This is a genomic window from Pseudomonas asplenii (assembly GCF_001293465.1).
Lineage (GTDB): Bacteria > Pseudomonadota > Gammaproteobacteria > Pseudomonadales > Pseudomonadaceae > Aquipseudomonas > Aquipseudomonas fuscovaginae_B.
Genome location: NZ_JSYZ01000015.1, coordinates 172,403 through 198,192 on the forward strand (window position 1 = coordinate 172,403; position 25,790 = coordinate 198,192).

The window sequence follows — 25,790 nt, forward strand, 5'->3', positions numbered from 1 at the left end:
CTCCAAACGTTTTGTAGTAGAAAGTCGCGCACTACTACCGTGAAAAAAGTGCGCCGGATTATGCCAGAAACGCCCAAAAAAAGTAGGGCCCTCCTGTCAGAACGCCTATTTTCCGGCGTTTGACAGGAGATTTACCTGCGCTGAAGCGTTTTAGTGACGAGTATCTGACGGGGTCTCGACCCCTGCGCCGGCAAACAACTGCGCAATATCAGCCGCATCGAACAGGTAACGCTGGTTGCAGAATTGGCAATCGATCTCGATTGCACCGCCCCGCTCGGCCACCAGTTGCTGGGCATCTTCCAGGCCCAGGCTGACCAGGGCGTTACCCGAGCGCTCGCGCGAGCAGCTGCAATGGAAGCGTAGCGGCTGGTTGTCGAACAGGCGCACCGCTTCCTCATGATAGAGGCGATGCAGCACGGTTTCGTTGTCCAGGCCGAGCAGCTCCTCGGCGGTCAGGGTGCTGGCCAGGGCGGTGATGTGCTGCCAGCTGGCGGCACGCTCCTCTTCATCCTTGATCCGGTCGGCAGGCAGTTGCTGCAGCAGCAGGCCGCGGGCACGTTGGCCATCGGCATTGAGCCAGAAGCGGGTACCGACCTGCTGGGACATGACGAAGTAGTTGGTGAAGCAGTCCGACAGGGTCGCGCCGTCAAGGTCGACGATCCCCTGGTAACGCTGACCCTTGACCGGGTCGACGGTCAGCGCCAGGACACCGTTGGGCATCAGGTCGGCCAGGCTTGCACCCGGCGCGATCCGATCCGCCTCGTAGCGGGCAAGCCCGCGAATCTCGCGCTCGCTGGAACACTCGACCATCAGCAACGGCACCGCGCCTTCGGAGCGTGCCTGAAGAATCAGCAGGCCGTCGAACTTCAAGGTGCCGACCAGCAGCGCGGCGGCGGCCATCAGTTCGCCGAGCAGTTGGGCCACCGGCTGCGGATAGGGGTGCTTGGCCAGGACTTCAGCGTAGCTGCGTTCCAGCGACACCAGTTCGCCACGCGTGTCGCTGTCATCGAAGATGAAGCGTTGGGTGTAATCGGTGTCTGGTAGATCTGACATAGGTTTCGATTCTGGAAGTAGGAATAAAGGTGTTCGACTCAGAGATTCTGAGCATTTTATGAACAAATCGGGGTTCTGACCACGCAACATGGGGGCGAATGCCTGTCAGTCAAGGATCCACGGGATTATTCGCCACCCGCCCCACGGAACTTGAACAGGTCGCGGCGCTGCTTCTTGGTCGGTTTGCCGTCGGTGGTCAACCCCAGGGCACCGGCCTTGCGCTGGGCCGCCTCGGCCTCGCGCCTGGCGACACTGGCGGCGGTCTCGGCATACAGCGCCTGTGCCTCAGGGGCGCCACGGCGCACTACCGACAGCGCCTGGACCACTACGGTACGCTCATCGAAGCCGGTGCGAATCAGCAGTTCGTCGCCGACCCGCGGCTCTTTCGAAGGCTTGCAGCGCTCGCCACGGCAATGCACCTTGCCGCTCTCGATCGCCGCCTTGGCCAGGGCGCGGGTCTTGTAGAAGCGGGCTGCCCACAACCATTTGTCGAGTCGAACCTTGTCGTCCTCTTCCGATTTCTGTGCCACGGGGATTCCTCAAACTGAAATATTGCTCAACTGTACTACCGTTGCCGTCGAAGCTGAATTTCCCCTCCCGGTCTAGAATGCCGGATGAGCCAGGGATATGTTCACGACCTTTAAAAAGTCGCACAGATATCTATCGCCATTTACCCATTATTCTGCGTGAATACCGCCATGGCCGCTGCCTGGCGGTCCGAGCAGGTTTCTCACCGGTTGAGCACTTTGAAGACATTTGACCATTTGACCGTTGTGGGTCTGCGCGAGTGGGTCGCGCTCCCGGATCTGGGAGTCGCGGGCCTGCGGGCGAAGATCGACACCGGCGCCAGTACCTCCAGCCTGCACGCCACCGATATCGAGCCGTTCGAGCGCGACGGGGCGAAGTGGGTACGTTTCACCGCCCACCTGGGCACCGTGGTGCAGTTGCGCCATCGGCGCTGCGAAGCGCCGTTGCTGGCGATGAAGACCATCAAGAGTTCCAACGGCCATGCCCAGGCCCGTTATGTGATCGCCACCACCCTGGCCCTGGGCGACCGGGTCTGGCAGGTGCAGTTCACCCTCGCCTGCCGCAAGTCCATGCGTTATCGCCTGCTGCTCGGTTCCAAGGCCCTGGTCGACGGCCAACTGGTGGTCAATCCAGGCAGCAAATACGTTCAGGAAAAGCCGGTGTTCCCGGTTACTACTACCTCTGCCACAGGTGTTGCATGAAAATCGCTGTGCTGTCGCGTAATCCGCGTCTGTATTCCACTCGTCGCCTGGTCGAGGCCGGCGTCCAGCGTGGCCATGAAATGGTAGTGGTCGACACCCTCCGCGCCTATATGAACATCGCCAGCCACAAGCCGCAGATCCACTACCGCGGCAAACCGCTGGAAGGCTTCGACGCGGTCATTCCGCGAATCGGCGCTTCGGTGACTTTCTATGGCTGCGCGGTATTGCGCCAGTTCGAGATGATGGGCGTCTTTCCGCTCAACGAATCGGTGGCGATCGCCCGCTCCCGGGACAAGCTGCGCTCGCTGCAACTGCTGTCGCGCCGCGGGATCGGCCTGCCGGTCACCGGCTTCGCCCACTCGCCGGACGATATCCCCGACCTGATCGAGATGGTCAACGGCGCCCCGCTGGTGATCAAGGTCCTCGAAGGCACCCAGGGCATCGGCGTGGTGCTGTGCGAGACGGCGACCGCGGCGGAATCGGTGATCGAGGCCTTCATGGGCCTCAAGCAGGACATCATGGTCCAGGAATACATCAAGGAAGCCGGCGGTGCCGATATCCGCTGCTTCGTAGTCGGCGACAAGGTGATCGCGGCCATGAAGCGCCAGGCCCGCCCTGGCGAATTCCGCTCCAACCTGCATCGCGGCGGCAGTGCCAGCCTGATCAAGATCACCCCGGAAGAACGCATGACCGCACTCAGCGCAGCCAAGGTGATGGGCCTCAGCGTGGCCGGCGTGGATATCCTGCGCTCCAATCACGGACCGCTGGTGATGGAGGTCAACTCGTCGCCGGGCCTGGAAGGGATCGAGACCACCACCGGCAAGGACGTGGCGGGCATGATCATCCAGCATATCGAGAAGAACGGCGGGCCGAACATGACCCGAACCAAGGGCAAGGGCTGAAACCCGCCCGGCAAACCGACGCGGGCTAGACCGCGTCGCGCGGAAGCATCAGCCCCAACGGCAACCGAACCCGCGCCTCCAGACCGCCACCGGACCGGTTGCGCAATTCGACATTGCCGCCGTGCATCGAGGCGATCCGCTTGACGATCGCCAGGCCCAGGCCGGTGCCCTTGCCGCCCCGGGCCTTGTCGCCGCGGGTGAACGGGTTGAAGATGCCCTCCAGCTCCGCCGGGTCGATACCCGCACCCCGGTCCATCACGCTCAGCACCACATAGGGTGCGTTGGTATCGCCAGACACGTAGGCAGCGACTTCCACCGCTTCCCCGGCATGGTTGAGGGCGTTGCCGATCAGGTTGTTCAACAGGCGTTTCATCGACACCCGCCGCAAGGGAAACGGCCGGATCGGCTGCAGGCGCATCTGCACCCGCTGTTCGTTCTGGTTGTAGGGCGCCACCACCTCGCGCACCAGGTCACTGAGGTCCACCTCCTCCACCGACTCGTCGCGGCCGTCACGGATGAAGGCGAGGAACTGGTCGAGAATCGCGTCCATGTCCTCGATATCCCGCACCATGTCCTCGCTGAGTTCACTGTGGTCGCCCATCAGTTCCAGGGACAGGCGCAAGCGGGTCAACGGCGTGCGCAGGTCATGGGAAACTCCCGCCAGCATCAGTTCACGCTCGCGACCGGCCTGCTCGACATCCTCGGCCATCTGGTTGAAGGCGCTGTAGACCTCGGTCATTTCGCTGGGTGTGTCGCTGATCGGCAGGCGTACGCTGCGTCCCTGGCCCAGTTGCCGTGCGGCGAAAACCAGGCGCTTCAGCGGCTGGTTGAGCTGGCTGACGAAGATCCAGGCCGACGCCGTCGACAACAGCCCGATGGCCAGGAACCAGCCCAGCACGCTCCAGATCTTCTGCCCGCGCAACGGATGCGGATACAGCGGCACCTTCAGCCAACCCGCGCCCAGGCTCGGCGCCCGTACCCACAAGGCCGGCGGCGCATGCATGCGCAGGCGAACCTCGGTGTCGGCCCCCAGCTCGGCCTGCATCTGGCGCTGGTAGATCTCGCTGTACGGCCAGTGCTGCTCGCCCTCCGGCACCCCACCGCTGACCACGCGGATCAGCCCCGCCGCATCGGCGATCTTGTCGCGATCGTCCTCGTCGGCCGCCCAGTAGGCACGCAGGGTCAACGCCACGCCGTGGCTGTATTGGCGATCGACCAGCACGTCCTCGTTCATCAGCAGGTAGACCAGGGTCAGCGCCTTGGAAAACAGCACCACGATGAGCACCAGCCAGAGGGTGCGCGAGAAGAAGCTTTGGGGGAACCAGAGAGGGGTCTTCATAAATACAGCCGCTACATACTTTGCAGGAGCGAGCAGGCGGGCTCGCACAATTGCGGATCGCGACTTGCCCGGGCGGCTTGCGCACGCCCGGGCACTTCGCTCCTACAAATCACCGGTCACTTGGTCGCAGTGCCGTCCGGCACGAACACGTAGCCCACACCCCAGACGGTCTGGATATAGCGCGGTTTGGACGGATCCGGCTCGATCATGCGACGCAGGCGGGAAATCTGTACGTCGATGGAACGCTCCAGTGCATCCCACTCGCGGCCACGGGCCAGGTTCATCAGCTTGTCGCGGGTCAGCGGTTCGCGGGCATGCATCACCAGTGCCTTGAGCACGGCGAATTCGCCGGTGGTAAGCATGTGCACCTCGTCACCGCGCTTGAGTTCGCGGGTGGCGAGGGACAGCTCGTAGTCGCCGAAGGTGACGCTTTCGTCCTCGCTGCCCGGGGCGCCCGGAACCGGCGCGGCCTGGCGGCGCAGCACGGCCTTGACCCGCGCCATCAGCTCATCGGGGTTGAACGGCTTGGCCAGGTAGTCGTCGGCGCCCAGTTCCAGGCCCTTGATCCGGCTCAGTTCGTCGCCCTTGGCGGTGAGCATGATGATCGGCACCTGGTTGTTCGCCGCACGCAGGCGACGGCAGGCCGTCAGGCCGTCTTCACCCGGCAGCATCAGGTCGAGGACCACCAGATTGAACACTTCACGGGCCAGCAGACGATCCATTTGCTCGGTGTTGGCCACCGCGCGGGCGCGATAGCCCTTGCTGGTGAAAAAACGCTCCAGCAGGCTGCTCAGCCCCGGATCGTCGTCCACGATGAGGATTTTTTCGCCTTCAGCAGTTTGTGCAGTGCTGCTCATGGGTTGCTCCTTTGATCTCGGCGCGCATTATGGGGCCAGCGGCCCCCATGCGTATCCTGTGCATTGTTAGCAGATTTTTCCTCGACTACCAGCAAACAGCGCTTTATGCCTACACGCGCACAATCCCCCCAAGCCCGGAACGCTGGTTATAATGCCCCGCTTTCTGCGTCAGGCAACGTCTGATCATTGCTGTTCGAAGCCATCTTTTTTGCAAAGGCTCACAGCAATGTGCTGATTTCCCGGGTCACAAGGTGCGCCTTTTTGATCCCAAACCAGGCTCGCCCGACAGGCCCAAAGGCCCGGCGCGCCTGATTTCACACTTTGTCAGGTGGTTTTATGGACAGCATCAACAGCCGCATCGCCGAAGAACTCGGCGTACGCCCACAACAGGTCGAAGCGGCCGTCGCCCTATTGGATGAAGGCTCTACCGTGCCTTTCATCGCCCGCTACCGGAAAGAAGTCACCGGCAGCCTGGATGACACCCAACTGCGGCATCTGGAAGAACGCCTGCGCTACCTGCGGGAACTCGACGAGCGGCGCGCCAGCATCCTCGCCAGCATCGAGGAACAAGGCAAGCTCACCCCAGCCCTGGCGCGTGACATCCAGCTCGCCGACACCAAGACCCGCCTCGAAGACCTGTACCTGCCGTACAAGCAGAAGCGCCGCACCAAGGGCCAGATCGCCCTGGAAGCCGGCCTCGGCGAGCTGGCCGACAGCCTGTTCAACGACCCGTCGCTGACCCCGGAAACCGAAGCCACGCGCTTTGTCGATGCCGAAAAGGGCTTCGCCGACACCAAGGCCGCCCTCGAAGGCGCCAAGTACATCCTGATGGAGCGCTTCGCCGAAGACGCCAGCCTGCTGGACAAGCTGCGCAACTTCCTCAAGCAGGAAGCGATCATCAGTGCCCGCGTGGTGGCCGGCAAGGAAGAGGAAGGCGCCAAGTTCCGCGACTATTTCGAACACGACGAGCCGCTCAAGAGCATGCCGTCGCACCGCGCCCTGGCGATCTTCCGTGGCCGCAACGAAGGCATTCTCGCGGCCTCGCTGAAAGTCGGCGACGAGTTGCCGGGCACCCTGCACCCATGCGAAGGCATGATCGGCCAGCATGTCGGCATCCAGAACCAGAACCGCCCCGCCGACAAGTGGCTGGGCGAAGTGGTGCGCTGGACCTGGAAGGTCAAGCTCTACACCCACCTGGAAACAGACCTGCTCGGCGAACTGCGCGATAGCGCGGAAACCGAGGCGATCAACGTCTTCGCCCACAACCTGCACGACCTGCTGCTGGCCGCGCCGGCCGGCCCGCGCGCGACCCTCGGCCTGGACCCCGGCCTGCGCACCGGCTGCAAGGTGGCCGTGGTGGACGCCACCGGCAAGCTGCTGGACCACACCACCGTCTACCCGCACGTGCCGCATAACAAGTGGGACCAGACCCTGGCCATCCTCGCCGCGCTGTGCGCCAAGCACTCGGTGGACCTGATCGCCATCGGCAACGGTACCGCCAGCCGCGAGACCGACAAGCTGGCCGCCGACCTGATCAAGAAGTACCCGGCCATGCGCCTGACCAAGGTCATGGTTTCCGAAGCCGGCGCTTCGGTGTACTCGGCCTCGGAACTGGCCGCCCGGGAATTCCCGGACCTCGACGTATCGATCCGTGGCGCGGTCTCCATCGCCCGCCGCCTGCAGGACCCGCTGGCCGAGCTGGTGAAAATCGACCCGAAATCCATCGGTGTCGGCCAGTACCAGCACGACGTCTCGCAACTGAAACTGGCCCGCGGCCTCGACGCGGTGGTCGAGGACTGCGTGAACGCCGTGGGCGTCGACGTGAATACCGCCTCGGTGGCCCTGCTGGCGCGGATCTCCGGCCTCAACACCACCCTGGCGCAGAACATCGTCAGCCACCGCGACGAGAACGGTGCGTTCAAGACCCGCGCCGCGCTGAAGAAAGTCCCGCGCCTGGGCGAAAAGACCTTCGAACAGGCCGCCGGCTTTCTGCGCGTGATGAACGGTGACAACCCGCTGGACGCCTCCGCGGTGCACCCGGAAGCCTACCCGCTGGTACAGCGCATCGCCGCCGAAACCGACCGCGACATCCGCTCGCTGATCGGCGACAGCGCGTTTCTCAAGCGCCTGGACCCGAAGAAGTTCACCGACGAAACCTTCGGCCTGCCGACCGTCACCGACATCCTCCAGGAACTCGACAAGCCGGGCCGCGACCCACGCCCCGAGTTCAAGACCGCGGCGTTCCAGGAAGGGGTCGAGGACCTCAAGGACCTCGAACTGGGGATGATCCTCGAAGGCGTGGTGACCAACGTGACCAACTTCGGCGCCTTCGTCGACATCGGCGTCCACCAGGACGGCCTGGTGCACATCTCGGCGCTGTCCGAGAAATTCGTCAAGGACCCGCGTGAAGCGGTGAAGGCCGGCGACGTGGTCAAGGTGAAGGTCATGGAAGTCGACATCCCGCGCAAGCGCGTCGGCCTGTCGATGCGCATGAGCGACACCCCCGGCGAGAAGATCGACGGCGCCCGTGGTTCGCGCCCGGGCTCAGCCCCACGGCCGTCGCAGAACAACGCCCCGCGCAAGGAAACCGCAGCCCCGGCCAACAATGCCATGGCCTCGCTGTTCGCCAACGCCAAGCAGTTGAAGAAGCGCTGATGGAAATCCCTGACGGCCTGACCCAGAGCGCCTTCAGCGAACTGCTCGGCTGCCGCCTGCAACGCCTGGACACCGGCGTTGCCGAGGTGGCCCTGTCGCTGACGCCGCAGCTGCGCAACCGCGGCAACGTGCTGCATGGCGGCGCGCTGTTCAGCCTGGTGGACATCACCATGGGCCTGGCCTGCTCGGCCACCCATGGCTTCGACCAGCGCAGCGCGACCATCGAGTGCAAGATCAACTACATGCGGGCGGTGGCCGAAGGCGACGTGTTGTGCACCGCCCGGGTCATCCACCCCGGCCGCCGTACCCTGGTGGTCGAGGCCGAGGTGCACCAGGGCGACAAACTTGTCGCGAAAGCACAAGGCACGTTCGCTGTTCTCTAGCTGTTACGTCTCGATTTGGGTTAATTTCGACACTGCAAGCGCAGTGTCGGAATTTTCCTCCGGCGCCGCGCCCGACTCAGGGACGAAGTATCGGCGTTTTCTGACATTTACCAGGCGACAACGCCAGTTCTCAACTTCACCCTTGTAGACCGTCTTGCCCACCCCCATATTGGGGCGACCGACGCGTGAAGGAATCCAACTTGAGCGAACTTCTCAACCGCCGCCTGGCTCTGCTCGGCGAGCGCGACCACCTCTCCCTGCTCGAGCAGTGCCTGCACGGCATCGAGCGCGAATGCCTGCGCGTCACCCCCGAAGGTCGACTGGCGCAGACACCGCACCCGGAAGAACTCGGCTCGGCGCTGACCAACGAGCAGATCACCACGGACTATTCCGAGTCGCTGCTGGAGTTCATCACTCCGGCCCTGACCGACCCGGCCGACACCCTGGGCAGCCTGGACAGGATTCATCGCTTCGCCTACAGCAAGCTCGGCAACGAGTACCTGTGGAGCCCGTCGATGCCTTGCCCGCTGCCGGCCGAGGAAGACATTCCGATCGCCTATTACGGCACCTCGAATATCGGCAGGCTCAAGTACGTGTACCGCCAGGGCCTGGCCCTGCGCTACGGCAAGACGATGCAGTGCATCGCCGGGATTCACTACAATTTCTCGCTGCCGGAAAAGCTCTGGCCCCTGCTCAAGCAGGCCGAAGGTTTCACCGGCTCGGACCGTGACTACCAGTCGCTGGCCTATATCGCGCTGATCCGCAATTTCCGTCGCTACAGCTGGCTGCTGATGTACCTGTTCGGTGCCTCGCCAGCGCTGGATGCCGGCTTCCTGCGCGGCCGCGCGCATTCGCTGGAACAGTTCGACGCCGAGACGCTGTACCTGCCCTACGCCACCAGCCTGCGCATGAGCGACCTGGGTTACCAGAGCAACGCCCAGGCCGGCCTGACGCCGTGCTACAACGATCTCAACAGCTACACCGACAGCCTGCGCAAGGCGGTGGCGACACCCTACGCGCCCTATGTCGAGATCGGTACCCACAAGGATGGCGAGTGGGTCCAGCTCAACACCAACATCCTGCAGATCGAGAACGAGTACTACTCCAACATCCGCCCCAAACGCGTGACCTACACCGGCGAACGGCCGATCCAGGCGCTGATGGCCCGTGGCGTGCAGTACGTCGAGGTGCGCTGCCTGGATATCAACCCGTTCCTGCCGACCGGCATCGATCTGAACGAGGCGCGCTTCCTCAACGCGTTCCTGCTGTACTGCGCACTGAACGACAGCCCGCAGCTCGAAAACGGCGAGTGCGGCAATGCCACCGCGAATTTCCTCACCGTGGTCAAGGAAGGCCGCCGTCCGGGCCTGCAACTGCAACGTGATGGCCAGGCGGTGGACATGAAGGAATGGGCCGCCGAGCTGCTGGAGCGGATCGCGCCGCTGGCGGCGTTGCTGGACCAGAGCCAGGGTGGCGATGATCACGCCAAGGCGCTGGACGAGCAGCGGGCGAAGATCAGGGATTCGTCCCTGACTCCATCGGCCCGGGTACTGGCGAGCATGACCGAACACAAGGAAAGCTTTGCCCAGTTCGCCATGCGCCAGAGCCTGGCCCATGCCGAGTCCTTCCGCAGCCAGCCGTTGACCAAGCAGGAGCAGACCGCGTTCGAGGAAAGCGCCCGCCAGTCGCTGGTACAGCAACTGGAGCTGGAGCAGAACGAGGTCGGCGATTTCGATGTGTTCGTCGGCTCCTACCAGGCGAGCATCCTGGCGATCAGCAACTGAGCCGGCGCCGACAGGCCTGACGCTTTCGCGGGCAAGCCCCGCGAATAGGCCCTCAAGCGCTACCCAAGGGCTCGGAGGGTCAGAGCGCCTTCTCGAAGATCTTCGAGTTACGCTGATAGTTGTACAACGACGCCCGCGCGCTCGGCAGGCGCTCGACGCTGCTCGGGGCGAACCCGCGCTCGCGGAACCAGTGCGCCGTCCGGGTGGTGAGGACGAACAGGGTCTTGAGCCCCAGCGCCCGCGCCCGGGTCTCGATACGCTCGAGCAGCTCGTCGCCACGCCCGCCATGGCGGTACTCCGGATTCACCGCCAGGCACGCCAGCTCACCCGCCTCCGAATCGGCAATCGGGTACAGCGCCGCACAGGCGATGATCATCCCTTCACGCTCGACCACGCTGAACTGCTCGATCTCGCGCTCCAGCACCTCGCGCGAGCGCCGCACCAGGATGCCCTGCTCTTCCAGCGGGCTGATCAGGTCGAGCAAACCGCCAACATCCTCGATCGCCGCTTCGCGAACCCGCTCGAACTGCTCCTGGGCCACCAGCGTACCACCGCCGTCACGGGTGAACAGTTCGGTCAGCAGCGCGCCATCTTCGGCGTAGCTGACGATATGGCTGCGGGCCACGCCGCCACGGCAGGCCTCGGCCGCCGCATCGAGCAGTTCGGCCTGGTAATCACTGCCCAGGCGTTGCAGATGCGCCGGAACCTGTTGCGGGCGCAATTCGCGGACCAGGTGGCCATCTTCATCGATCAGGCCATGATCGGCACCGAACAACAGCAGTTTTTCCGCCCCCAGGTCGATCGCCGCGCGGGTCGCGACGTCTTCGCAGGCCAGGTTGAAGATTTCCCCGGTGGGCGAGTAGCCCAGCGGCGACAGCAGCACGATGGAGCGCTCGTCGAGCAGGCGGTTGATGCCCTTGCGGTCGACCCGGCGCACTTCGCCGGTGTGGTGATAGTCGACGCCTTCCAGCACGCCGATCGGTCGCGCCGTCACCAGGTTGCCGCTGGCCACACGCAACCGCGAGCCCTGCATCGGCGAGGCCGCCATATCCATGGACAGACGCGCCTCGATAGCGATACGCAACTGGCCGACCGCGTCGATCACGCACTCCAGGGTGGCCGCGTCGGTGATACGCAGGCCGCGATGGTAGTGCGGGGTCAGGCCGCGTGCGGCCAGGCGGCTTTCGATCTGCGGGCGCGAGCCGTGGACCAGCACCAGGCGCACCCCGAGGCTGTGCAGCAGCACCAGGTCGTGGACGATATTGCCGAAGTTGGGGTGCTCGACACCGTCGCCGGGCAGCATGACGACAAAGGTGCAATCGCGGTGGGCATTGATATAGGGAGAGGCGTGGCGAAGCCAGTTAACGTATTCGGGCATGACCTGAACCTGTATAAAAAACAGCCAATGAAAAAGGGGTGCAACGTGAAAACGCACAACGGGCTGTTGGTTATCGTCGGAACAGGCTTGGCGACACGCGGGCTCTCCTTACTCGGTAATGAATGGTTTGGCCTGGCATTTAACGCAAGCTCGGGGCCGGGCTCAAGCAATAATGTTCAATCAGTTCGCGCAACAGCTGTACGGTAGGCTGCAAACGTGACATTTCGAGGAATTCTCCCGGCTGGTGCGCACAATCGATATCGCCGGGGCCCAATATCAGGGTCTCGCAGCCAAGGCGCTGAAGATAAGGCGCTTCGGTACCGAACGCCACCGCTTGCGCGCGGTGACCGGTGAGTTTTTCGGCGATGCGTACCAGTTCGGCATCGGCCACCTGCTCGAAGGGCGGCACCTCGGGGAACAGCGGCGCATAGTCGATCTTCACCTGGTGCCGCGCAGCCAGCGGCTCAAGCTTGGCACGGATCGCCGCGCGCAGTACGCCCGGGTCCATGCCCGGCAGCGGTCGCAGGTCGAATTCCAGGGCACACTGGCCGCAGATGCGGTTGGGGTTGTCGCCACCGTGGATGCAGCCCAGGTTCAGGGTCGGCTGTGGCACGGTGAATTGCGGGTTGTTGTACTCGCGCTGCCACTGCCCGCGCAGGCCACGCAGCTCGCCGATCACATCGTGCATGGCTTCGAGGGCGCTGTGGCCCAGGCTCGGGTCCGACGAGTGGCCGCTGCGGCCGAGGATGTCGATGCGCTCCATCATCACGCCCTTGTGCAGGCGAATGGGCTTGAGCCCGGTCGGCTCGCCGATCACCGCCGCACGGCCCAGCGGCCGCCCGGCCTCGGCCAGGGCACGGGCGCCGGACATCGAGCTTTCCTCGTCGCAGGTCGCCAGAATCAGCAGCGGCTGCTTGAACGGCTGCTCGAGCAGCGGCCGCACCGCCTCGATGATCAGGGCGAAGAACCCCTTCATGTCGCAACTGCCCAGGCCGACCCAACGGCCATCGACCTCGCTGAGCTTGAGCGGGTCGGTCTGCCACAGCGCTTCGTCGAACGGCACGGTGTCGCTGTGCCCGGCCAGCACCAGGCCGCCGGGACCACTGCCGAAGCTGGCGAGCAGGTTGAACTTGCCGGGGCTGACCGGCTGGATATCGCAGTTGAAACCCAGGTCGCTCAACCAGCCGGCCAGCAGGTCGATCACCGGACGGTTGCTCAGGTCCAGGCTCGGCTGGGTACAACTGACGGAAGGAACTGCAATCAGCGCAGCGAACTGATCTTTCATCGACGGCAAAGGCATTGCGCTGACTCCCGGACTCCAAGGCGAAGCCCATCATAGAGCCATCCGGCGGCCGGAATAAACCGCCACGACGCGTGCGACCCGCTTGTCCTGTACACTGCATCCCCCAAGGCGGCCACTCTTCTCCCCGGCCGCACTCCCGATCCTGGATTTTCCGGCCATGCAGAAAGAAACCGAAATCAAACTCCGCGTCAGCCGCGAAACCCTCGCCGCCCTGCGCGAGCACCCGCTGTTGAAGAAGCGCAACAAGAGCGGCTGGGAGCGTCGTGAACTGATGAACCAGTATTTCGACACCCCCGAACGCGACCTGGCCAAGGCCAAGGTCGCCCTGCGCCTGCGCCGTGACGGCGACGAAGTGATCCAGACCCTCAAGACCCGCGGCCAGAGCATCGCCGGCCTGTCCGAGCGCAACGAGTACGACTGGCACCTGGCCAAGGCCAGGCTGGACCTGAAAAAGCTCGATGGCGAATGCTGGCCGGCGCAACTGGCCGAGCTGGACAAGAAAACCCTCAAGCCGATCTTCACCACCGATTTCGTTCGCGAGCGCGCCGAGATCGCCTGGGGTCGTGGCAAATCGAAAGTGGTGATCGAGGCGGCGCTGGACCTCGGTTCCGTCATCGCCGGCAAGCAGAAGGAGGAAATCTGCGAGCTGGAACTGGAACTGCGCGAAGGCAAGCCCGAGGCGCTGCTGGAACTGGCCGCCGAACTGGCCGAGAAGCTGGCGCTGATGCCCTGCGATATCAGCAAGGCCGAACGCGGCTACCGGCTGTTCGACGCCAACAGCTACTCGCTGAGCCTGCCGACGCCGCAACTGACCGCCGAGACCTCGGTGGACGACGCCTTCACCGCGCTGGCCTGGCACCTGCTCGGCAGCAGCCAGCGGCTGGCCGAGCAGTACCGTTTCAACGGCCACTGGCGCCTGCTGCAGGACTGGCTGCAACAGTTGATCGAACTGCGGGCGCTGGCCGGCAGCCTCGGTCAGGTGGCACCACGGCAATCGACCAGCGAACTGCGCAAGGCCCTGGACGCGTTGCTGGAAGACTGGCGCCCGCTGGTCAATGCCGGTATCGAAGACGAGGACGTGCGCAAGGCCGCACCGGAGCAGTTCCTCGAAGAGCTGGAGGATGTGCGCTGGGGCCAGTTCTCCCTGAACACCTCGCGCTGGCTGCTGGCCCGCAGCTGGACGGTCGAACGCCCCAACCGCGGCAACCGCCAGGGCGCCGCGCAGTTGCAGAGCTGGTTGCCCCGCCTGCTGGCCGACGAAGCCGTGGCGCTGCAATTGGGCCGCTACCAGCAACAGCCGGAAGACCTGGCCGAGCAACTGCCACGCATCGAGCGTATCCAGGCCTGGCTGCACCTGGCCCGTGGCGTGTTGGAACTGCCGGAGCTGGACCGCCTGTTCGGCGAGTTGAACAAGCTGGCGCAACTGGCGGAGCTGGATATCAGCGATGAAGTACTGGAAGCACGGGTCCAGCAGGCGCTGACCGTATCCCAGGGCCGTGCCTGGAAAGCCCTGTCGCGCCTGTAACAGCAGCGCCATCGTGCAGGAGCAGGGCTTGCCCGCGAAGAGGCCATCAAGGTCGCCTATATCTCGCGAGCAGGCTCGGCACCTGCGCTTTCCAGCAAAAATTCCTTGCAGCGGAAAATCTGGTCTACATTTGAACCTGACCAGCGCGATAAAACCTTCAGGAACATTGCCAAGTCCCTCAGGTTCTATCGACAAGACACACAGGCGACACCTTTAAGAACACCATCGTTTGCCAAACGGCACGCAGTACGACGGCATTGTGTGATTAGCCGTATCTGTCCCCTTTCAAGTTCTTCTGGAATGGTACGGATACTGTCATGCAGCCTTCAGACGACGATGATGTCAGAAACCTGATGCGCAAGTTCGGGGCCAGCACCGACCGCTATCGGGAAATCGAGGTGGCCCGGGCCTTCACCGAAAAGCCTCTCCCCGCGCCCAGCCCACCGCCTCCAGCGCCAACACCCGCCGAAACGCCAAGCCTGGCGGTGTCCCCCGCAATCGCCGACCCGGCCTCGTCGCCCTCCCTGCGCACGCTGCTCACCGATCTCGCCCGGCAGCGCCAGGCCCAGGCCGAGCAACACCGGCAGACGCCAGTCATGCCCCACGTCGCGGCACGGATTGTCGCGGTGGTCTCGACTCGTGGCGGCGTGGGCCGCAGCACCCTGGCCAGCCTGCTGGCGATCCTGCTCAACAGCGCCGACCGCCAGGCCGTGGTCCTCGAACTCGACCCGCAGAACGCCCAGCATCGGCACCTGGGCATCCTTCCCCAGGCCGCCGGGATCTGCCGCGCCAGCCTGGAGCAGCGCAGTTGGCAGGAGCTGGCCCAGACCGGCTACGCCAGCACCCGGCTGCTGCCCTTCGGCGAAAGCGAACCGCAGCAATTGCATGGCCTCGAACGCCAACTCGAGGACGACCCGCTCTGGCTCGCCCGGCACCTGGCGCCCCTGCACCTGGGCCGGCACGACACGCTGATCATCGATACCCCGGCCGGCAGCAGCGTGTTCCAGGAACAGGCCCTGCACATGGCCGACCTGATCGTCGCCGTAGTCCGACCCGATGCCGCCTCCCATGCCGCACTGGAACACCTGGTCAACACCCTCGCCCCGCACCTGGGCGGCGAGCGGCCCGCCAGCTGCCGGTTCGTGATCAACGGCGTGGACAGTTCCCATGCGCTGTCCGTGGACATCGCGCAGATCCTCGAAAACCAGCTCAAGCCCCAGCTGCTCGGCACCGTCGCCTGGGACGACGCCATCTCCGAGGCCCTGGCCTACGAATGCAATCCGTTCGAACAGAGCGCCGACGCCCGCGGCTGCCAGGACATCCTGGCCATCGCCGACAAACTCTACGACCAACTGGAGCCACGCCTGCCATGACCCTCGAACGCCGCGTCGAACGTCTGCTCGGCACCAGCTTCAGGCGCGCCCGGCAATGGCCCGAGCGCCTGCGCCGGGTACTCCTGTGGATCGCTGCGCTGCTCTGCGCGGTGGTGCTTGCCGGGGTCATCAGCGCGCCGGCCAGCCTGTCCCGGCAGGCCCTGCTCGGCCTGCTGCTGGTGATTGCGGCGCTGCTGCTGCGGCGCTTCGAGGGGCGCCTGCCGATCATCGCGATGATCAGCCTGTCGCTGATCGCCTCGCTGCGCTACATGTACTGGCGCCTGAGCGAAACCCTGCAGCTGGAAAACTTCCACGACACCCTGTTCGGCTACACCCTGGTGGTGGCCGAACTCTACGCCCTGGTGGTGCTGGTGTTCGGCTACGTGCAGACCGCCTGGCCGCTGCGGCGCCGGCCGATCCTGCTCGACCAGGCCCCCGAGCAATGGCCCAGCGTCGACGTGTTCATCACCACGGTCAACGAGTCGCTGGAGATCGTCAAGGTCACGGTGTTCGCCGCCCAGGGGCTGGACTGGCCCGAGGACAAGCTCAGGGTCCATGTGCTGGACGACGGCCACCGCGAGGAGTTTCGCGAGTTCTGCGAAAGCGTCGGTGCCCACTACCTGACCCGCGACAACAACCTGCATGCCAAGGCCGGCAACTTCAACGCCGCGCTGCGGGTGACCCACGGCGAGTACATCGCCGCCTTCGACGCCGACCACGTGCCGTCGCGCTCCTTCCTGCAGATCGCCATGGGCTGGTTCCTCAAGGACCCCCGGCTGGCGATGCTGCAGACCCCGCACTGTTTCTTCTCGCCCGACCCGTTCGAGAAAAATCTCGACACCTGGCACTCGGTGCCCAACGAGGGCGAGCTGTTCTACGGCCTGGTGCAGGACGGCAACGACCTGTGGAACGCGGCGATGTTCTGCGGCTCCTGTGCGCTGATGCGGCGGGCACCGCTGGAGGCCGTCGGTGGCATGGACGAAACCACCCTGACCGAAGACGCCCACACCTCGCTCAAGCTCAACCGTGCCGGCTACAACACCGCCTACCTGGCCCTGCCACAGGCGGCCGGCATGGCCACCGAGAACCTGTCGCGACATATCAACCAGCGCATCCGCTGGGCCCGCGGCATGACCCAGATCTTCCGCACCGACAACCCCATGCTCGGCCGCGGGCTGACCCTCGGCCAGCGCGTCTGCTACACCAACGCCATGCTGCACTTCTTCTACGGCTTCCCGCGCATGGTGTTCCTCACCGCGCCCCTGGCCTACCTGATTTTCGGCGCGCAGATCTTCCACGCCGCACCGCTGATGGTCGCCGCCTACGCGTTCCCGCACCTGCTGCTGGCCAACCTGACCAACTCGCGCATCCAGGGCCGGTTCCGCCATTCGTACTGGAACGAGGTCTACGAGACGGTGCTGGCCTGGTACATCCTGCCACCGGTGCTGATGGCGATGATCCGGCCACGCTCCGGGCACTTCAACGTCACCGACAAGGGCGGCGACCTGCATCCGGAGTTTTTCGACTGGAAGATGGCCCGCCCCTACATCGTGCTGCTGCTCCTGAACATCGCCGGGGTGCTGTTCGGCCTCTACGACTACATCGGTGCCGACGACACCACCGACATCACCGTCCTGCTCAACCAGGTCTGGGCGCTGTACAACGTCATGGTGACCAGCGCAGCCCTGGCGGTCGCCAGCGAGAGCCGGCAGATCCGCAGCGAGCCGCGGGTCGAGGCGCAACTGCCGGTCAGCCTGCAACTGGCCGACGGCAGGCAGTGGCAGAGCACCACCGAGGATTTCTCGCAACATGGCCTGGGGCTCCGGCTCGCGCAGGGACAATCGATCCCGCGCGGCGAACGCCTGCGGGTCTCGCTGTTCCGCCATGCCCAACACTACGACTTCGACGGCACCGTGGTTTCCAGCCAGGGCAGCACCATCGGTATCCAGTTCGACCCGATGACCCTGCGTCAGCAAAGCGACCTGGTCCACCTGACCTTCGCCCGCGCCGATACCTGGGCCATGAACTGGGGCAGCGGCAAACCGGACTCGCCCCTCGCGGCCCTGCGAGAAGTCAGCACCATCGGCCTGCACGGCATTGCCGAACTGCTCAAGGCCAGCGTACGCCTGTTGCCCACGCTGCCCATCGCCCGCCGCCACTCCTCCTCCACCGCCGCCCTGGACACGCCATGACCACGACCTCCTCCGTTGGCAGCGCGGGACGCTGCACCCGTTATGCCCTGGCTCTGCTGGCCTGTTGCAGCCTGCTCCCCGACACCGGCAGGGCGCTCTCGCAAGCCGAGGTCCATGGCAACACGGCGGCCGCTCAGCCCCAGACGAACCCGGGCAACAGCTACAGCCTGACGTTCAAGCAGCTGGGACGTCGCGACCCGATGTACCTCAAGGGGGTCGAGTCCACCGACAGCGCCGACTTCGGCATCCGCGCCGACCAGGTCGTCACCGGCGTGCAACTGGTGCTGCGCTTCAGCTATTCGCCCTCCATGCTGCCCGACCTGTCGCAGCTCAACGTGCTGGTCAACGACAAGGTCGCCGCCAGCCTGCCGCTGCCCAGGGAAGAGGCCGGCAAGGACCTGGAGAAGGTGGTCGAGATTCCGGCACGGCTGATCACCGACTTCAACCGGATCGACCTGCAACTGATCGGCCACTACACCATGCAGTGCGAAGACCCGCTGCATTCGAGCCTGTGGGCCAGGGTCAGCAATGACAGCCAACTGAACATCCAGTACTCGCCGATCGCCCTGAAGAACGACCTGGCCCTGCTGCCGGCACCGTTCTTCGATCGCCACGATGCCCGGCCGCTGACGCTGCCGTTCGTCTTCGACACGGCCCCGGGCCTCGCCAAACTGGAAGCGGCCGCCGCGCTGTCATCGAAGTTCGGCGCGCTGGCCAGCTACCGCACCGCGACCTTCCCCGCCAGCGTCGGCCAATTGCCGGCCAAGGGCAGTGCCATCGTGCTGGCGACCCGTCGCGAGGCGCTGCCCCTGGGCGAACTGTCGGGCAACCCGGCCACCGGCCCCAGCGTCACCATGATGACCAACCCCAACGACCCCTACGGCAAGCTGCTGGTGATCAGCGGCCGCAACGACGCCGAACTGAAGACCGCCGCCCTCGCCGTCGCCCTGGGCAGCAAGGCACTGTCCGGCGCGACCGCGCTGATCGATCGCCTGGACCCGGTACCGGCCCGGCGGCCCTACGATGCGCCCAACTGGCTGCCGGCCGACCGGCCGGTGAAGCTCGGCGAACTGGTGGACGCTCAGCAGTTGCATGTCTCCGGCTACAACCCGCGGGAAATCATCGTGCCGCTGCGCCTGCCGCCGGACCTGTTCGAGTGGCGTAACCGCGGCGTGCCGCTGCAGCTCAAGTATCGCTACACCCCGCAGCAGTTCTCGACCAATTCGGCGCTGCTGGTGCACCTCAACGACCACCTGATCCGCTCCATGCAGCTGCCGTCGATCGCCAACCTGAACGGCGAACCCCAGTGGCTGGAATGGCTGAAGACCGACGACAGCCTGCCCCGCGAAGCGAGCATGTTCCTGCCGCTGGACATCTCCACCTTCAAGGCCCAGCTGCAACTGCGCTACATGTACGACTACGTCAAGCAGGGCGAATGCCGCGACGTCATCGTCGAGGACATGCGCGGCCAGATCGAGCCGGACTCGACCCTCGACCTCAGCGGCCTGGATCACTACACGCCGATGCCCGACCTGGCCAAGTTCCGCGACAGCGGCTTCCCCTTCACCCGCCTCGCCGATCTCGCGGAAACCGCCGTGGTCATGCCCGACAACCCGGGCCCGGAAGTGCTGAGCGCCTACCTCACCGTGTTCGGCCGCTTCGGCGACTCCACCGGCTACCCGACCACCGGCGTCCAGGTGATCCAGGCCCGCGACATCGACACGGTCAGCGAGAAGGACATGCTGGTCCTGGCCGCCGGCGGTGACCAGCCGCTGCTCAAGCGCTGGGCCGAGGCACTGCCGGCGCGCAGCGAAAGCAGCCATCACTTCTTCGACCTGAGCGACCTGGCCCTGCGCATCCACGACTGGTTCAGCCCCGACAGCGAGGCGGCGATCCGCAGGACCCGCACCGCCCTGGCCTGGTCGGGCAGCGGCACGCCCTACCTGGCCGGTTTCGAATCGCCACTCAAGGGCGGGCGCAGCGTGGTGGTGATCGCCAGCAGCGAGCCGGCCCGGCTGCAAGAGGTGACAGCGGCGATGATCGGCGGCGACGACTACAAGGATCAGATCCAGGGCCGCCTGGCGGTGGTCCAGGACAAACAGGTCACCAGCCTGACCGCCGACCAGCCGTACTACGTCGGCCACCTGGGCTGGTTCCGGCATCTGCAGCTGCTGTTGTCGCGGCATGTCGGCTGGCTGCTGTTCAGCGTCCTGCTCGGCTTTGTCCTGCTCTGCGCGCTGATCTTCCTCGGCCTGCGGGCCCAGGCCAAGCGGCGGTTGTCATGAGCCGGCTGGCGAGGCGCACGCACCTGCGCCGCAGCCTGCCGCTGGCGCTGCTGCTCGCCCTGGCCGGCACGGCGGCACGAGCCGCCGATGACCCACAGGCCCAACTGATCGAGCAGGGCCGCTACTGGCAGGCCCAGCACAATCCCGACCGGGCCATGGATGCCTGGAACAAACTGCTGCTGCTCGCCCCGGACCAGCCCGAGGCCCTCTATGGCCTGGGCCTGGGCAACGTGCAGCTCAAGCGTCCGGACGAGGCCCGCCAGTACCTCGCCCGCCTGCAGGCGCTGGTACCGCCGCCACGCCAGGCGCAACAACTGGAGCAGGACATCGCCCTGGGCAACGACGAACAGGCGCAGTTGCTGGCCCGCGCGCGAAAACTGGTCGACGGCAACCAGTACGACGACGCGGTGAAGGTCTACCGGCAACTGTTCAATGGCCGCCAGCCGCAGGGCGACCTGGCCCGCGAGTTCTACTTCCTGCTGGGCTACACCCGTGGCGGCGAACAGGAAGCCCGCAACGGGCTCGAACGGCTGCTGCGCGAACACCCCGACGACCGCGCCGCGGCACTGTTCCTGGCCAAGCACATGGTGCGCAACCTCGACACCCGCGCCGAAGGCATCCGTCGCCTGGCCGTACTGGCCAGGGACAAGGATGTCGGTAGCGACGCCAATGAGACCTGGCGCTTCGCCCTGACCTGGATCGGCCCGCCGGCACCGGCGCAGGTGCCGCTGTTCGAGCAGTTCCTCGCCACCCACCCGGACGACCGGGAAATCCGCGAGTTGATGAACAAGGGCAAGGCCCTCACCCGCAGCAACACCAGCACCGCGAAAGCTGCGGCCTGGCGCCGCGACCCACAGGACACCCGCGGCCTGCAAGCCCTCGAGGCCGGCGACCTGGCCGCCGCTGAGCAGGCGTTTCAGGCGCGCCTCCAGGAAAAACCCGACGACCCCGACGCACTCGGCGGCCTGGGCATCGTGCGGCAGAAACAGGAGCGCCTGGACGAAGCCGAGGACCTGCTGGTCCGGGCCACCCGCCAGCCCGGCGGGCAGCCCTGGCGACAGGCGCTGGACAACGTGCGCTACTGGCGGTTGATGGCCGGCGCGAGCGCGGCCCAGAAAGCCGGGCGCCAGGACCAGGCGCGCCAGATGATCGAGCAGGCTGCCCGCCAGAACCCCGGGCAATCGTCCAGCCAGGTGGCGCTGGCCAACCTGCAGGCGCAGGACGGCCAACTGGCGAAGGCCGAGGCCGCCTACCGGCGAATCCTCGCCAGCCACCGCGACGACCCCCAGGCCCTCAACGGCCTGATCGCGGTACTGGCGCAGCAGGGCAAGGCCGATGAGGCGCTCAAGCTGATCGACTCGCTGTCAGCGACGGCCCAGGCGCGACTGAACGCCGAGGTGTCGGTCCGTTCGCTGCGCGCCACCCAGGTGGCCCGGGTAGCCGAACAACGCGGCGACCTGAGGGCCGCCGAACAGGCCTACCGGCAGGCACTCGCGGATGACCCCGGCAATGCCTGGACACGCTTCGCCCTGGCGCGGATCTACCTCGGCCAGGGCCGCACCCAGGCTGCCCGGGAGCAGATCAATGACCTGCTCAAGCGCCACCCCGATCAGCCCGACGCGCTCTACACCCGCACCCTGCTGGCGGCGCAACTGGGCGAGTGGCAGGACGCCCAGGCCAGCCTCACGCGTATCCCTGCGGCGCGGCGCAGCCGCGAAATGGACGAGCTGGGCAAGGAAATCGCCCTGCACGTGCAGACCGACGCCGCCGTCGCCAACCTCCGGCGTGGCCAGCAGCACGAGGCCCAGGCCCTGCTCGCCCGCAGCCAGGCCCTGACCGAGGGCAGGCCCGAGCGCGTGGCGATCCTGGCTGCGGCCTACCTCGATGCCGGCCAGCCACAACAGGGCGTGGCGCTGATGCGCGACCTGGTGGAGCGCTCACCCAACCCCGCCAGCAAGCTGCAACTGCTCTACGCCGACATCCTGTTCAAGGCCGACCAGGACAACGACGCCGCCGACATCCTGCGCAACCTGCAGGGGACACGCCTGAGCGACAGCGATCGCCGGCATTACGCCTCCCTGGTGAAGCTGTACCGCATCCGGCAGGCCGACCAGTTGCGCGAGAAAGGCAACCTGGTGGCCGCCTACGACCTGCTCAAGCCGATCCTGCGCCAGTCACCGCGCGATCCCCAGGCGAACGCGGCCCTGGCGCGGCTGTACAGCGCCAGCGGCAACAACGCCAAGGCCATGGCGCTGTACCAGCCGCTGCTGGAAAACGATCCGCGCAATGCCGACCTGCAACTGAGCGTCGCCAGCCTGGCCGCCCAGGCCCACGACAACGCGCGGGCGGAAAAGGCCCTCAAGAGCGCCCTGGCCCTCAAGCCGGGCGTGCCCAAGGTGCTGACCAGCGCCGCCGCCACCTATCGCGCCATGGGCAAGAGTTCCGAGGCCGCCGACCTGCTGCGCCAGGCCGTGGCCATCGAGGGCAGCCAGCGGCGCGCCAACCCGGCGCTCGACAGGGCGGACAGCGACGGCGACAACCCCTTCCTCGACCTGCCGGGACAACCCCGCCGAGTCGCGGTCCGCAGTGAGGACCCGTTGCGTTCCGGCAATGAGTCGGCCGAGAGCATGCCGCCCGATCCGTCCCTGGCACCCTCACGCTATGAAAGCGCCGATAGTCTTCTGGACGACGATCCGGCACCGGCCGGCAATCCCTTCGCCGCCGGCCGCCGTGCAGGCGAAGCCGCGCAGCAGGATCTGAGCCCGGCGCAGCTGGCGCTGAACGAAATTCTCCAGGAACGCAGCGCCTATGTCGCCCAGGGCCTGAGCGTGCGCAGCAACAATAACGAGTCGGGCCTGAGCAAGCTGACCGATGTCGAGGCACCGTTCGAAGCCAACCTGCCGGCCGGTGACAATCGGGTCGCGTTGCGGGTGACCCCGGTCTCGCTGCACGCCGGCAGCGCCCACGACTACAGCCTCGGCCGCTTCGGCAGCGGCCTGCCCAGCGGCTCCCCCGGCTCGCAGCAGGCCAATGGCGTCGGGCTGGCGGTCGCCGTGGACAGCCCGCCCCACGGGATCAAGGCGGACATCGGCGTCAGTCCCGTGGGCTTCACCTACAACACCGTGATCGGCGGCATCAGCCTGGAACAGCCGCTGGTCTCCAGCCCGAACATGCACTACAGCATCGCCCTGTCGCGGCGGCCGGTCACCGACAGCCTGACCTCCTTCGCCGGCGCGAAGGACCGCCGCACCGGCATCAGCTGGGGTGGCGTGACGGCCAACGGCGGGCGCGCGCTGCTCGGCTACGACGATCAGGAAGTCGGCCTGTATGGCTATGGCGCCCTGCACAAGCTGGTCGGCCACAACGTCGAGGACAACACCCGCGCCGAACTGGGCGGCGGCCTCTACTGGTACCTGGACAACCAGCCCGACGAGAAGCTGACCGTGGGCCTGAGCACCATGGTGCTGTCCTATGAAAACAACCAGGGCTTCTTCACCTACGGCCACGGCGGCTACTTCAGCCCGCAGACGTTCTTCTCCGTGGCGGTGCCGGTCAATTGGTCGCAGCGCTCCGAGCGCTTCAGCTATCGGCTCAACGGCGCGCTGGGGGTGCAGTACATCAACCAGAAAGGCGCCGACTACTTTCCCGGACACCGCGCCGAACAGGCTGCCAACGACCTCAAGTACCCCGGCAAGAGCAGTACCGGGGTCGGCTACAACCTGAACGCGGCGGGCGAATATCGGCTCGGTTCGAACCTGCTGCTGGGCGGCGAGCTGGGTGTGGACAACGCCCAGGATTACCGCCAGGTCACCGCCGGGCTGTACCTGCGCTACCTGTTCGAGAAGATCAGCGGGCCGATGGCCATGCCGGTCAGCCCGTACCGTTCGCCCTACTCCAATTGAACTGCGGGAGCGTGCAACATGGCCACTTCATCGGTCCTGGCGGGCCTGACCGTCCTGATCATCGGCGACAGCCACCTGGCGACCCCCGATTTCCTGCTCAACCCGCTGCACGAGGCCCTCAGCCGCCAGGGTGCCCAGGTCCACTCCATCGGCATCTGCGGTGCCAGCGCCGGCGACTGGCTCAAGGCGACCCCCAGCCCCTGCGGCGGCGCCGAACGCCGGGGCAGCGCCGAGGCCACGGTGCTGGACAATGCGACGACCCGGCCGATCGGCCAACTGCTCGACAGCGACAAGCCCGATATCACCGTGATCGTCATGGGCGACACCATGGCCAGCTACGACAAGCCGAGCTTTCCCAAGGCCTGGATCTGGCAACAGACCAACAGCCTGGTGAAAGCCCTAGCCGACCACCACAGCCCCTGTGTCTGGGTCGGACCGAGCTGGGGCAGCGAGGGCGGCAAATACGGCAAGACCTATGAACGGGTGCGGACGATGTCGGATTTCCTCGGCAAGAGCGTGGCGCCCTGCCGCTACATCGACTCGCTGCAGTTCTCCGGCAAGGGCCAGTGGGCGACCATCGACGGCCAGCACCTGACCCTCACCGGCTACCGGGCCTGGAGCGTGGCCATCGTCAAGGCGTTGTTGCAGATGCCGCGGCCCGCGGGCCGGTGAGCCCTCAGGGACGCAACACCGGCAGGCTGGTGGTGGACTTGATCTCGGACAGCGCGACGATGGAGTTGACCTCCTGGATACCCGGGACCAGCGACAGCTTCTCGAAGAAGAACCGCTCGTAGGCCTCGATATCGGCCGTGACGATGCGCAGCAGGAAGTCCACCGCGCCCATCAGCACGTAGCACTCAAGCACTTCGGGAAAACCGCGGATCGCCTCGGTGAATTCGGCGAAGTTGGAGCGACCGTGGGCATTGAGTTTCACCTCGGCGAAAATCTGCGTGTTGAGGCCGATCTTTTTCCGATCGAGCAGGGTCACCTGGCTGCGGATCACCCCTTCATCCTTGAGCCGCTGGATCCGCCGCCAGCAGGGCGACTGGGACAAGCCCACCTGCTCGGCGATCTGCGCACTGGACAGCGAGGCATCCTCCTGCAGCAACGCCAGGATCCGCCGATCGTACGCATCAAGCTCACTCTGCATAGAAAAACCTCGAATCGCCTTATCAGTGAATAATACAAGTCGCCATGGTGCGAAATTCGCCCATGATAGATAAGAAATACCCAGCTCGACATGTAAAACTTTCTCCAGCCGATCGAGGAAATAGACCATGTACAGCCGCGACCCCCTGACGCCTTCACGCCCCGATACCTGGTCCCCGCACAACGAGCACTGCCGGGTGCAGTACCAGGTCCGGGCCGAGGCCGAACCGGACCTGCTCTGCCGCCTGCTCAACCTGTTCGCCCTGCAGTTGCTCACGCCCCTGCAGGTGCAGGCCCGCCAGGACGATGGCGTGTTTCTGATCGAGCTGGAGCTGGATGGCCTGAGCTGGCACCGTGCCGAAGTGATCGGCGAAAAGATGCGCAACCTCATCAGCGTGTTTGCCGTGCACCTGCAGCCGGCGGCGCAGGCCCAGCCAACGCGGCTGCAGGCGGCGGGCTGAGCCGACGGAGAAAAAATCGC

General features: G+C 65.6%; 19 protein-coding genes. 12 read left to right on the forward strand and 7 right to left on the reverse strand.

Annotated features, from left to right (window positions below):
- Positions 1-150: 150 nt before the first annotated feature.
- Both hslO and PF66_RS19555 read right to left on the reverse strand, forming a co-directional pair.
- The gene (hslO, locus tag PF66_RS19550; protein WP_054063581.1) at positions 151-1,053 is read right to left on the reverse strand and encodes an Hsp33 family molecular chaperone HslO; all 903 of its coding nucleotides are present in this window, start codon (positions 1,051-1,053) and stop codon (positions 151-153) included.
- Between the two features lie 125 nt (positions 1,054-1,178).
- On the reverse strand, positions 1,179-1,583 hold the full coding sequence (locus PF66_RS19555; protein WP_054058630.1) for an RNA-binding S4 domain-containing protein: 405 nt from the start codon (positions 1,581-1,583) through the stop codon (positions 1,179-1,181).
- A 216-nt stretch (positions 1,584-1,799) separates the two neighbouring features.
- Here PF66_RS19555 and PF66_RS19560 point away from each other — a divergent pair, with 216 nt between their 5' ends.
- Positions 1,800-2,282, forward strand: a complete 483-nt coding sequence (locus PF66_RS19560; protein ID WP_054058629.1) for an ATP-dependent zinc protease family protein — start codon at positions 1,800-1,802, stop codon at positions 2,280-2,282.
- Complete coding sequence (gene rimK / locus PF66_RS19565) at positions 2,279-3,184, forward strand: 30S ribosomal protein S6--L-glutamate ligase (RefSeq protein ID WP_017903280.1); 906 nt, start codon at positions 2,279-2,281, stop codon at positions 3,182-3,184. Before PF66_RS19560 ends, rimK begins: the two co-directional genes overlap by 4 nt.
- Positions 3,185-3,209: 25 nt before the next feature.
- Here rimK and PF66_RS19570 read toward each other — a convergent pair whose 3' ends face one another.
- Together PF66_RS19570 and ompR are read right to left on the reverse strand one after the other, a co-directional pair.
- Entirely contained in the window at positions 3,210-4,523 is a 1,314-nt protein-coding gene (locus tag PF66_RS19570; RefSeq protein ID WP_054058628.1) for an ATP-binding protein, read from the reverse strand.
- 116 nt (positions 4,524-4,639) lie between these two features.
- Positions 4,640-5,380, reverse strand: coding sequence for a two-component system response regulator OmpR (gene ompR, locus PF66_RS19575; protein ID WP_054058627.1), 741 nt, complete (start codon positions 5,378-5,380; stop codon positions 4,640-4,642).
- Positions 5,381-5,716: 336 nt separating this feature from the next.
- Here ompR and PF66_RS19580 point away from each other — a divergent pair, with 336 nt between their 5' ends.
- From PF66_RS19580 to gshA, 3 genes are all read left to right on the forward strand, one after another.
- Positions 5,717-8,035, forward strand: coding sequence for a Tex family protein (locus PF66_RS19580; RefSeq protein WP_054063582.1), 2,319 nt, complete (start codon positions 5,717-5,719; stop codon positions 8,033-8,035).
- On the forward strand, positions 8,035-8,418 hold the full coding sequence (locus PF66_RS19585) for a PaaI family thioesterase (protein WP_054058625.1): 384 nt from the start codon (positions 8,035-8,037) through the stop codon (positions 8,416-8,418). The genes PF66_RS19580 and PF66_RS19585 overlap by 1 nt, the downstream gene beginning before the upstream one ends.
- A 200-nt stretch (positions 8,419-8,618) precedes the next feature.
- Positions 8,619-10,202, forward strand: a complete 1,584-nt coding sequence (gene gshA / locus PF66_RS19590) for a glutamate--cysteine ligase (protein ID WP_054058624.1) — start codon at positions 8,619-8,621, stop codon at positions 10,200-10,202.
- Between the two features lie 79 nt (positions 10,203-10,281).
- Here the strand turns inward: gshA and argA are convergent, their stop codons facing one another.
- Positions 10,282-11,580: an amino-acid N-acetyltransferase gene (argA, locus tag PF66_RS19595; protein WP_054058623.1), complete on the reverse strand. Its 1,299-nt coding sequence runs from the start codon at positions 11,578-11,580 to the stop codon at positions 10,282-10,284.
- A 139-nt stretch (positions 11,581-11,719) separates the two neighbouring features.
- Entirely contained in the window at positions 11,720-12,880 is a 1,161-nt protein-coding gene (argE, locus tag PF66_RS19600) for an acetylornithine deacetylase (protein ID WP_054063583.1), read from the reverse strand.
- Between the two features lie 160 nt (positions 12,881-13,040).
- Between argE and PF66_RS19605 the strand changes: the two genes are divergently transcribed.
- The 6 genes from PF66_RS19605 to PF66_RS19630 all read left to right on the forward strand — a co-directional run bounded on the left by PF66_RS19605 (position 13,041) and on the right by PF66_RS19630 (position 24,832).
- Positions 13,041-14,408 carry an inorganic triphosphatase gene (locus PF66_RS19605; protein ID WP_054063584.1) on the forward strand — a complete coding sequence of 456 codons (1,368 nt, stop codon included), beginning with the start codon at positions 13,041-13,043 and terminating at the stop codon, positions 14,406-14,408.
- A 317-nt stretch (positions 14,409-14,725) separates the two neighbouring features.
- Positions 14,726-15,781: a cellulose biosynthesis protein BcsQ gene (gene bcsQ, locus PF66_RS19610; RefSeq protein WP_054063585.1), complete on the forward strand. Its 1,056-nt coding sequence runs from the start codon at positions 14,726-14,728 to the stop codon at positions 15,779-15,781.
- Positions 15,778-17,973 (forward strand): UDP-forming cellulose synthase catalytic subunit, encoded by a 2,196-nt coding sequence (gene bcsA / locus PF66_RS19615; protein ID WP_054058581.1) that lies wholly within the window; start codon positions 15,778-15,780, stop codon positions 17,971-17,973. The genes bcsQ and bcsA overlap by 4 nt, the downstream gene beginning before the upstream one ends.
- Positions 17,970-20,258, forward strand: a complete 2,289-nt coding sequence (bcsB, locus tag PF66_RS19620; RefSeq protein WP_054063586.1) for a cellulose biosynthesis cyclic di-GMP-binding regulatory protein BcsB — start codon at positions 17,970-17,972, stop codon at positions 20,256-20,258. The genes bcsA and bcsB overlap by 4 nt, the downstream gene beginning before the upstream one ends.
- Positions 20,255-24,160 carry a cellulose biosynthesis protein BcsC gene (locus PF66_RS19625; protein ID WP_054063587.1) on the forward strand — a complete coding sequence of 1,302 codons (3,906 nt, stop codon included), beginning with the start codon at positions 20,255-20,257 and terminating at the stop codon, positions 24,158-24,160. Before bcsB ends, PF66_RS19625 begins: the two co-directional genes overlap by 4 nt.
- Before the next feature lie 18 nt (positions 24,161-24,178).
- Positions 24,179-24,832 carry an SGNH/GDSL hydrolase family protein gene (locus PF66_RS19630; protein ID WP_054063588.1) on the forward strand — a complete coding sequence of 218 codons (654 nt, stop codon included), beginning with the start codon at positions 24,179-24,181 and terminating at the stop codon, positions 24,830-24,832.
- Positions 24,833-24,836: 4 nt separating this feature from the next.
- Here the strand turns inward: PF66_RS19630 and PF66_RS19635 are convergent, their stop codons facing one another.
- A complete protein-coding gene (locus PF66_RS19635) occupies positions 24,837-25,310 on the reverse strand; it encodes an Lrp/AsnC family transcriptional regulator (RefSeq protein ID WP_054063589.1) in 474 nt (157 codons plus the stop codon).
- A 127-nt stretch (positions 25,311-25,437) separates the two neighbouring features.
- Here PF66_RS19635 and PF66_RS19640 point away from each other — a divergent pair, with 127 nt between their 5' ends.
- The gene (locus tag PF66_RS19640; RefSeq protein WP_054061172.1) at positions 25,438-25,770 is read left to right on the forward strand and encodes a hypothetical protein; all 333 of its coding nucleotides are present in this window, start codon (positions 25,438-25,440) and stop codon (positions 25,768-25,770) included.
- The last annotated feature ends 20 nt before the right edge of the window (positions 25,771-25,790 follow it).

Bases quoted from the DNA above. Each gene is read 5' to 3' on its own strand.
- hslO (WP_054063581.1), bottom strand. From the start codon at position 1,053: ATGTCAGATCTACCAGACACCGATTACACCCAACGCTTCATCTTCGAT.
- PF66_RS19580 (WP_054063582.1), top strand. From the start codon at position 5,717: ATGGACAGCATCAACAGCCGCATCGCCGAAGAACTCGGCGTACGCCCA.
- bcsQ (WP_054063585.1), top strand. From the start codon at position 14,726: ATGCAGCCTTCAGACGACGATGATGTCAGAAACCTGATGCGCAAGTTC.
- bcsA (WP_054058581.1), top strand. From the start codon at position 15,778: ATGACCCTCGAACGCCGCGTCGAACGTCTGCTCGGCACCAGCTTCAGG.
- PF66_RS19625 (WP_054063587.1), top strand. From the start codon at position 20,255: ATGAGCCGGCTGGCGAGGCGCACGCACCTGCGCCGCAGCCTGCCGCTG.
- PF66_RS19605 (WP_054063584.1), top strand. From the start codon at position 13,041: ATGCAGAAAGAAACCGAAATCAAACTCCGCGTCAGCCGCGAAACCCTC.
- argA (WP_054058623.1), bottom strand. From the start codon at position 11,580: ATGCCCGAATACGTTAACTGGCTTCGCCACGCCTCTCCCTATATCAAT.
- argE (WP_054063583.1), bottom strand. From the start codon at position 12,880: ATGCCTTTGCCGTCGATGAAAGATCAGTTCGCTGCGCTGATTGCAGTT.
- ompR (WP_054058627.1), bottom strand. From the start codon at position 5,380: ATGAGCAGCACTGCACAAACTGCTGAAGGCGAAAAAATCCTCATCGTG.
- PF66_RS19585 (WP_054058625.1), top strand. From the start codon at position 8,035: ATGGAAATCCCTGACGGCCTGACCCAGAGCGCCTTCAGCGAACTGCTC.
- PF66_RS19570 (WP_054058628.1), bottom strand. From the start codon at position 4,523: ATGAAGACCCCTCTCTGGTTCCCCCAAAGCTTCTTCTCGCGCACCCTC.
- PF66_RS19640 (WP_054061172.1), top strand. From the start codon at position 25,438: ATGTACAGCCGCGACCCCCTGACGCCTTCACGCCCCGATACCTGGTCC.
- rimK (WP_017903280.1), top strand. From the start codon at position 2,279: ATGAAAATCGCTGTGCTGTCGCGTAATCCGCGTCTGTATTCCACTCGT.
- PF66_RS19635 (WP_054063589.1), bottom strand. From the start codon at position 25,310: ATGCAGAGTGAGCTTGATGCGTACGATCGGCGGATCCTGGCGTTGCTG.
- PF66_RS19630 (WP_054063588.1), top strand. From the start codon at position 24,179: ATGGCCACTTCATCGGTCCTGGCGGGCCTGACCGTCCTGATCATCGGC.
- bcsB (WP_054063586.1), top strand. From the start codon at position 17,970: ATGACCACGACCTCCTCCGTTGGCAGCGCGGGACGCTGCACCCGTTAT.